Origin of the sequence: Sphingopyxis sp., assembly GCF_036261875.1 — a bacterium.
In the GTDB taxonomy this organism is placed as follows: domain Bacteria; phylum Pseudomonadota; class Alphaproteobacteria; order Sphingomonadales; family Sphingomonadaceae; genus Sphingopyxis.
Genome location: NZ_DATAJZ010000005.1, coordinates 121,691 through 129,034 on the forward strand (window position 1 = coordinate 121,691; position 7,344 = coordinate 129,034).

General features: G+C 69.7%; 10 protein-coding genes. All 10 read right to left on the reverse strand.

Annotation, left to right across the window (positions count from 1 at the left end):
• Window positions 1-61: 61 nt before the first annotated feature.
• On the reverse strand, window positions 62-775 hold the full coding sequence (gene gspN / locus VHO04_RS01555; RefSeq protein ID WP_329626718.1) for a type II secretion system protein N: 714 nt from the start codon (window positions 773-775) through the stop codon (window positions 62-64).
• On the reverse strand, window positions 772-1,254 hold the full coding sequence (gspM, locus tag VHO04_RS01560; RefSeq protein WP_329626719.1) for a type II secretion system protein GspM: 483 nt from the start codon (window positions 1,252-1,254) through the stop codon (window positions 772-774). The genes gspN and gspM overlap by 4 nt, the downstream gene beginning before the upstream one ends.
• A complete protein-coding gene (gspL, locus tag VHO04_RS01565; RefSeq protein WP_329626720.1) occupies window positions 1,251-2,363 on the reverse strand; it encodes a type II secretion system protein GspL in 1,113 nt (370 codons plus the stop codon). Before gspL ends, gspM begins: the two co-directional genes overlap by 4 nt.
• Before the next feature lie 34 nt (window positions 2,364-2,397).
• Entirely contained in the window at window positions 2,398-3,405 is a 1,008-nt protein-coding gene (gene gspK, locus VHO04_RS01570) for a type II secretion system minor pseudopilin GspK (protein ID WP_329626721.1), read from the reverse strand.
• Window positions 3,402-4,124 carry a type II secretion system minor pseudopilin GspJ gene (gene gspJ, locus VHO04_RS01575; RefSeq protein ID WP_329626722.1) on the reverse strand — a complete coding sequence of 241 codons (723 nt, stop codon included), beginning with the start codon at window positions 4,122-4,124 and terminating at the stop codon, window positions 3,402-3,404. The genes gspK and gspJ overlap by 4 nt, the downstream gene beginning before the upstream one ends.
• Window positions 4,121-4,483: a type II secretion system minor pseudopilin GspI gene (gene gspI / locus VHO04_RS01580; protein WP_329626723.1), complete on the reverse strand. Its 363-nt coding sequence runs from the start codon at window positions 4,481-4,483 to the stop codon at window positions 4,121-4,123. The genes gspJ and gspI overlap by 4 nt, the downstream gene beginning before the upstream one ends.
• Window positions 4,473-4,949 (reverse strand): GspH/FimT family pseudopilin, encoded by a 477-nt coding sequence (locus VHO04_RS01585; protein WP_329626724.1) that lies wholly within the window; start codon window positions 4,947-4,949, stop codon window positions 4,473-4,475. Before VHO04_RS01585 ends, gspI begins: the two co-directional genes overlap by 11 nt.
• Complete coding sequence (gene gspG, locus VHO04_RS01590; RefSeq protein WP_329626728.1) at window positions 4,924-5,406, reverse strand: type II secretion system major pseudopilin GspG; 483 nt, start codon at window positions 5,404-5,406, stop codon at window positions 4,924-4,926. The genes VHO04_RS01585 and gspG overlap by 26 nt, the downstream gene beginning before the upstream one ends.
• A 4-nt stretch (window positions 5,407-5,410) precedes the next feature.
• Window positions 5,411-6,625, reverse strand: coding sequence for a type II secretion system inner membrane protein GspF (gspF, locus tag VHO04_RS01595; RefSeq protein ID WP_329626725.1), 1,215 nt, complete (start codon window positions 6,623-6,625; stop codon window positions 5,411-5,413).
• A partial coding sequence (locus VHO04_RS01600; protein WP_329626726.1) for a GspE/PulE family protein occupies window positions 6,618-7,344 on the reverse strand: 727 nt, incomplete at its 5' end. The genes gspF and VHO04_RS01600, both read right to left, overlap by 8 nt.

Sequence of the window (7,344 nt, forward strand, 5' to 3'; positions counted from 1 at the left end):
CCTCCCGCCACTTCGCACCGTGCCCCCGCGAGGCGGGGGAACACGGCCTTTCAGACCGTCCCTAAAACCGCCCCGTCGCGGTCAGCACATATCCGTTCGCTCCCGGCTTGAACCCCAGAACCGTCAGCGCCGCCGCCATCGCCGGGTCGCGATCGACGTTGATTGCGAACTGCGCGCGATAAGCGCCGCGCGCGTCGAACGACAAGGTCAGCCGCTCCATCCCCGACTGGCTGGCGAGCGCCGCCTGCGCGCGACCGTTCGCGCAGGCGATCGGCCCCGACAGCCCGCGCGACAGATCGAGCCCGGCGATCGGCGCCGTCACCATCAACTGCAGCCGCCCCGCCGCCTCGACGCATTGTCCGGCGCCGTCGAAGCGCACCGACACGCCCTCGAAGCGGATCGTGTCGACTGGAACGATGCCGAGTCCGCCCGACAGCGAGGTCACGCCGTTGACGTCGGACATGCCGCGCGGATCGCTGCCGTGGAGCCGCCCCGACAAGGCGCCGGTCCGCTCGTCGGCGCGCCTGAAGACGAGTTCGGCATCGCCGCCCAGCAATGCCAGCGGCGACAGGCTGGCGCGCACGGTACCGAGCGGCAACGCACCGAGCCGTGCGTCGATCAGAGCGCCCGACCAGACCGAGCCGCGAATCTCGCGCGCCGCGATCCCTGCATCGGCGGCGCCCGACAGCGACAGCGCGAGCCGCATCGGAAAGGTCAGGGCGATCAGCAGCAGAGCGAGCAGCCCCGCGCCGACGATCCACCGGCGCCCGCTCATTGCCCGGCCTTTCTCAGTTCGGCGGTCATGCCGACAGTGCCGTCGGCAGCCGGGGTGATCGTCAATTGATCGACGATGAAACCCTGCCCCTCGAGCGAGGCGAGCCAGTCGGTCAGCACCGGCGCCTTGGCGGTCGCAATCGCGATCGTCGCCTGCCCCTGTCCCCGCGCCTCGTTGCGGTCGAGCGTCAGCCCGATCTCGCCCGCCGACTGCGCGAGATATTGGTCGACCGCCGTCGCATCGACCGCTGCGGCGAGTGATTTCGCCGGTCGCTGCGCGAGCAATTGTACTTTCGCCGCGACGCGCCCCTCGCGCTCGATCGCGGCACTATGCCGGCTTTCGAGGTCGGAGAAAGCCGCAACCGCAGGCCGCCCAAGCACCCAGCCGAGCACCGCGAGCGCGAGCACGCCCGCGACGCCGACAAGCCAGCGCTCGCGCATCGACAGGCCGCCCCACCAATTTTTCACCGCGTCCATCATGGCACCGCCCGGATCGTCACATTGGCCATCTGCTGGCCGTCGGTTCCCGCCATCGGCTGCGCCGTGATGCGATAGCCATGCGCCTGCAGCGCGAGCAGCACCGCGTTGATGTCGTCGACGCGCGGCGCGGCGAGCGTCGTCGTCAGCGTGCCGTCGGTGCGATGCGCCAGGCTCTTGAGCGTCACGCCCGGCGTATCGCGCATCGCATCGTAGAGCGCCGACGCCGGAACCGAGAAAGCGAGCGGTCCGCCGCCCGCCGCGGCGAGGCGCCGGTCGATCTCGGCTTCGGCCGCTTCGGCATCGGGCGCAGCGATGCCTGCCTTTTTCGCTGTTTCTACAGTTGCTTTGTCGGCGCGGCTGCTATCCGACATCAGCCGGATCGCATGGACGACCGGCACCATCAGGCTGACGACGAGCAGCGCGATCAGCAATTGCTTCGCCAGCCGCAGCAGCGCCGGATCGATCGCCCAGCGCCGCTTCGGCTTCCACGCGCCGCTGAGCAGGTCGAGCGGCGGCGCAGCGAGCGAGAGCAGCAGCGCCTCGCGCATCCGCGCGGCATCAAGCGGCGCGATCGTCCGATCCCCGGCGATCAGCGGATCGAGTTCGGGGTCGGACAGAAAGGCGCGATCGGCGGTGCGGACGATCGTCTCCTCGCCGACCTCGGCGGCCCAGAGCGTTTCCGCCTCGGGCGGCGGCACGGCCGCGGCCGCGGGAAGGATCGCATCGGGCGACAGTCCCTGCGCCGCCAGCCAGTCGGTCCACGCCGTCATCGCGGCGTGGGTCGTCACCGCGACCGGGACCGCCTGCCCCGCCTCGGCGGGCTGGCCCGCGACGACGTGCAGCCCCGATGGGTCGCCCAGACTGTCCTTCAGCGCGTCGAGCCGCGCCGCCGCCGCCGCCTGCGCCGGGGCGGCATCGGGATAGTGATGCCAGCGCAGCGGCACGTCGGCGGCGGGCGCCAGTGCGATCAGCCGGTCGTCCGCAGCATCGTCCTGCGGGCGTTCCCACGCATCGATCCAGCCGTCGTCCTGCCCCGAATCGACGATCAAGCCGTCATCGACGCGCAGCCACGCCGGGCGCGCGGCCGTCTCGTCCGCAAGCGCTGTCACCGGGGGCAACCAAAGGATCAACGTGTGGCTCATCTCAGTCGCTCTCGCCCCAGTCGCGGCGGACGATCAGCGGCGACGCCTGCCCGGCACCGGCCGCGCCGCCATTGGCATCGATGAGCGATCTTGCCGTCAAAACCCCGTCCCCCATCGTCACCTTCGTCGTCAGCATCAGCCAGCGACTGTTCACCCCGGCCTGTTCGGCGACATCCTGCGGCGGCTTGCGTCCCTCGAACGCCCGCGCCTCCCAGAATCTCACGCTGCTGCCATAGCCGCCGGCGGGCCGCGTCGCCAGCGCCGCGCGCGCATCGGCGACAGTCAGTTCGCCGGGCATCAGCATCGCGATCAGCGGCGCCTGTTCGGGCGCCAGCGTGTTGACGTTGAGCTTCACCGGATCGGCCTCGGGCAGCACGCATATCCAGGGTTTGAGCTGCGCATAGATTTTGGGCGTCACGCCGCGCACCGCGCGAAGTTCGCTGATGTCCACGATCTTGCGATTGGCGGCGAGATAATGCGCCTGCATCCCGCGGTACACATTGTCCTCGGCGCCGAGCGGCCCTTCATTGCTGTCGCTGTCGATCCAGTCGGCGGCCGCGCCCGCGATCTGCTGCGCTTGCCCATCGTCGATGCCGATCAGCGTCATCAGCGCCGCGAACTGGGCGATCGCTCCCGCCCGCCGGCTGAGCTTGCCCGGCGTCACTTCGGCGACCAAACTGTTGAGGTTGAAGCAGTTGTTCGCATCGGTCAGCCGTGCCCGCCCTTCGCCGCCCGGCAGCGGCAGAGTGAAATCGCGTCCCAGCCAGCCGCCGTCGAGCGTTAGCCGCGTCGGATCGCGCGATACGAGGCTGGCGACGCGGCGCAGTGCGATCTCTTCGGCGGCAAAGGCATAGGCGCGGCCCTGATCGACCGTCGCGGCGCTGCCCGCGATGCGTGTCGCCAGCATCAGCCGGTCAAGCGCGGTCGCCGCGATCACCGCCATCACCGCGACGAGCAGCAGCACCGCCAGCAGCGCGGCGCCGCGCTCCTCCTGTCCGCCGCGCGTCATCGCGCAGCCGCCTGCACGACGGGCGGCGGCGGGACGGCCGGCGCGGTCAGGAACAGCATCGTCAGCGGCGCGCGGCCGGTGCGGGTCAGCCGCACCTCGACCGCGCGCGGCAGGCGGTCGCCGGGGTCGCTCGTCCAGCTTTCGGACCAATTGCCGCGCTCGTCGCGATAACGGACGGCGACGCTCGCGACTTCATCGACCAGCCGGTCGCCGTCGGAGAGCGCGGTGCCGTCGAGTATCGGCTGCGTCGCACGGCGCCATTCGCCGCCGACCAGCGCATAGCCGACACGCTCGATGTCGGGCCGCGCGCTGCCGTCCGACGGCGCCCCCGCGTGAACGAAAGCGAAGCCCGAAACGGAGCCCAGAAAGGCGGGCACGGCTTCACCCGAAGGGCCGCGCGTCGAACGCTGCACCGCCTGCGCCAGATCGTTCGCCATCACCGCGCGCACGCGGTTGAGCCCGCTCATGCCTTTCAGGCGCTGCTGCACCGCGTCCTGCGTGTCGACGCTGCTGCGGAGCAGGCCGACGCCCATCGCCGCGATGGCGGCAAAGATCGATAGCGAAACGAGCATTTCCACGAGCGTGAAGCCGCGCTGGTCACCCCTTTCATGTTCCCCCGCGAAGGCTGGGGTCCAGAGGGTGGACGCGCAACATCGCTTATGGACGCTCTCGGTCCCCGCCTTCGCGGGGACACACGGTCGGGTCATACCCTTTCTCATCGCGACGGCCTGATAATCGTCAGCGCCGCCTGCCCGCGCCCGTTTTCGGGCCGCACGACCAGATCGATGCGCAGCAACGCGGCGTCGGCGGTCGGCGCGACGCGCTGTTCGATGCGCCAGTTTCGCCCCGCATTGGCGACGCTGCTTGCGCTCGACCCGATCGTCGGCGGCGACGGGTCGGTCCACAGCTCGACCGCGCGGTTCTGCGCGACGATGCCCGCCATCGTGCTTTCGTCGAGATCGCCCGCGGTGCGCACCGCATAAGCGTCGAGCCGCACCAGCGTCAGCGCCGCGATGCTGATGATGCTGAGCGCGACGAGCATTTCCAGCAGGGTGAAGCCGCGCGCGTCATCGGCCACGGCTGACCTCCCCCATCGCCGAGATGCGCACGATTTCGCGCGCGCCGCCGCCGCTCAGCACGACCGCCTGCGGCGTCGGGCTGGTGCCGATGCGGTCGAAGCGGACGCGCGCCGCCGCCTGGCCGTCGCCCGCGACGAAGCGGATGCCGTTCGGCCAGCTCCGGTGTTCGAACGGACGTCCGGGAAGCGGCTGCCAGGCGCCGTCGATCCGCCGCTCGAAGCCATAGCCGGAGGGCGCGAAATTCACCGCTATGCTGCGCCCCTCGATCACCGCGACATCGCGCGCGGCGGCGAGGCGCGCGGCGAGCCGATCGGCTTCGCTGCGCACGGTCCGCTCCTCGCCGGGGATCGTCAGCACGACCGCGGTCGCGGCGAGGCCGAGAATCGCGAGGACGACCATCAGTTCGACGAGCGTGAAGCCGCGCTCACCGGAATGCGGCTCAATTTTCTCCGTGGATGTCGGCATTGTCGTCGGTTCCGCCCGGCGCGCCGTCGGCGCCCATCGACCAGACGTCGAACGCCTTTCCGTTCGCGGCGGGCGCCTGATAATTATAGGGTCGGCCCCAGGGATCGCTCGGCAGCTTCTTGATATAACCGCCGCGGCGATAGCGTTCGGGCTGCGTGAGCGCGGGCGGCGCGGTGACGAGCGCGTTCAGCCCGTCGGTGGTCGCGGGATAGGCCAGATTATCGAGCCGATATTGTTCGAGCGCGCTTTCGAGCGTCGCGATGTCGGCCTTCGCCTTGGTCACCATCGCCTTGTCCTGGCTGGGCAGCACGTTGATCATCACGACGGTCGCGAGCAGCCCGATGATGAAGATCACGACCATTAGCTCGGTCAGGGTGAAGCCGCGCTCGTCCTTCCGGCGGCGGATGGGCCGCGAGAGGTCGAGCATCAGGCGAAGAAAAAGCTGCATCAGCGACATGATATTATAGCCCCGCAAGGTTCTGCAACTGGAGGATCGGCAGCAGGATGGAGAGGATGATGAGTGCAACGCACGACCCCATAACGACAATTATGACAGGTTCGAGTAAGGCCATCGACGCGGCGGTGAAGCGATCGAACTCGCGCTCCAGATAGTCGGCGGCGCGTTCGAGCATCTGCTCCAGGCGCCCCGCGCTTTCGCCGCTCGCGGTCATGTAGACGAGCAAGGGCGGAAAGACCCCGGCATCGCGCAGCGCCGCCGACAGGCTGCCGCCCGCGCGCACCTGATCGACGATGCCCGCGGTCGCGGTCGCCAGTGCCGCATTGCGGATCGTCGGTACGGTGAGCCGCAGCCCCTCAACCAGCGGCAGACGGCTCGACACCATCGTCGACAACGTGCGCGCGAAGCGCGCGGCATAAAGGTCGCGGAGCAGCCGACCGATCAGCGGCAGGCGGAGCAACCGCGCATCGATCGCCGCCTTGAACGCCGGGCGCTGCATCGCGCGCACCCAAGCGAACACAGCGCCGGCGATCAGCAGCAGCGCGAGCCACCACCAGTTCGCCGCAAAGCTGGAAATCGCGATCACCGCGCGAGTCAGGAACGGCAATTGCTGCCCGACATCGTCGAATTGCTCGACGACGCGCGGGACGACGAAGATCATCAGCGCCGCGACGACCCCGACCGCGACGAAAGCAAGCACGACCGGGTAAGCGAGCGCGGCGATCAGCTTGCCGCGCACCTCGGCCTGACGTTCGAGCAGGTCGGCGAGGCGCGCGAGGATCGTGGTGAGGCTGCCCGTCGTCTCGCCCGCCGCGACCATCGCGCGATAGAGCGGCGGGAAGCTGCCAGGTTGACGCGCCATCGCGTCGGCGAGGCGGCGGCCTTCGAGCAACCCCGCATGGACATCGCCGATCACCGCGCGCGCGCTTTCGGCCTCGCTCTGCCGCGTCAGCGTGCGCAGCGCCTCTTCGAGCGGCGCGACCTCGACGAGCGTCGCGAGCTGGCGCGTGAAGAGCGCGAGCTCCTTGTGGCCGAGCTTGTCCTTGCGGAAAGCGAGCAGCGAGCGGCCCGCGGGCTTCGCCCCCGCCTCCTCGACCGCGACGATATGGAATTTGCGCGCGATCAGGCCGGCGCGCGCGGCATCGTCGTTCGCGGCGGTCAGCCGCCCCTTGCGCTCGCGGCCCTGGGGATCGATCGCCACATAGCGATAATCAGGCATCGACGTCCTCGCGCCGCGCGATGCGGATCGCTTCCTCGGGCGTCGTCAGCCCCTTCGCGACCATCGCGCGCGCCGCACTGGCGAGCGTCGGCGCCTTCAGGAAAGCGTGCTTCGCGATCATCGCCTCGTCGCCGCCGGCGTAGATGTAGCGGCGCACCGTCTCGTCGACGCGGATCGCCTCGAACACCCCGACGCGACCCTTGAAGCCGGTTCCACCGCACGCCTCGCAGCCCTTCGGCTTCCAGATCACCGTGCCGATGTCGAGGCCGAGCACCGCGGCGATGCCGTTGTCGGCCTGCACCGGCTCACGGCAATGATCGCAGAGCTTGCGAACGAGCCGCTGCGCGAGCACCGCGCGCAGCGTCGAGGCGAGCAGGAACGGTTCGACCTTCAAATCCTTGAGGCGTGTGATCGCGCCGACCGCGTCGTTAGTGTGGACGGTCGAGAGGACGAGGTGGCCGGTCAGCGACGCCTGCACGGCAATGTCGGCGGTCTCGCGGTCGCGGATTTCGCCGACCATCACGACGTCGGGGTCCTGGCGCAGGATCGCGCGCAGCCCCGCGGCGAAATCGAGCCCGACCTTCGGGTTGACCTGCGTCTGGCCGACGCCGTCGACCGCATATTCGACCGGATCCTCGACGGTCAGGATATTGCGCTGGCCATCGTTCAATTGCTTGAGCGCGGCATAGAGCGAGGTCGTCTTGCCCGAACCCGTGGGG

Coding starts and splice junctions, on each gene's coding strand:
- gspJ (WP_329626722.1), bottom strand. CDS start 4,124: ATGAGAAAGGGTATGACCCGACCGTGTGTCCCCGCGAAGGCGGGGACC.
- gspF (WP_329626725.1), bottom strand. CDS start 6,625: ATGCCTGATTATCGCTATGTGGCGATCGATCCCCAGGGCCGCGAGCGC.
- gspN (WP_329626718.1), bottom strand. CDS start 775: ATGAGCGGGCGCCGGTGGATCGTCGGCGCGGGGCTGCTCGCTCTGCTG.
- gspM (WP_329626719.1), bottom strand. CDS start 1,254: ATGATGGACGCGGTGAAAAATTGGTGGGGCGGCCTGTCGATGCGCGAG.
- gspG (WP_329626728.1), bottom strand. CDS start 5,406: ATGTCGCTGATGCAGCTTTTTCTTCGCCTGATGCTCGACCTCTCGCGG.
- VHO04_RS01585 (WP_329626724.1), bottom strand. CDS start 4,949: ATGCCGACATCCACGGAGAAAATTGAGCCGCATTCCGGTGAGCGCGGC.
- gspK (WP_329626721.1), bottom strand. CDS start 3,405: ATGACGCGCGGCGGACAGGAGGAGCGCGGCGCCGCGCTGCTGGCGGTG.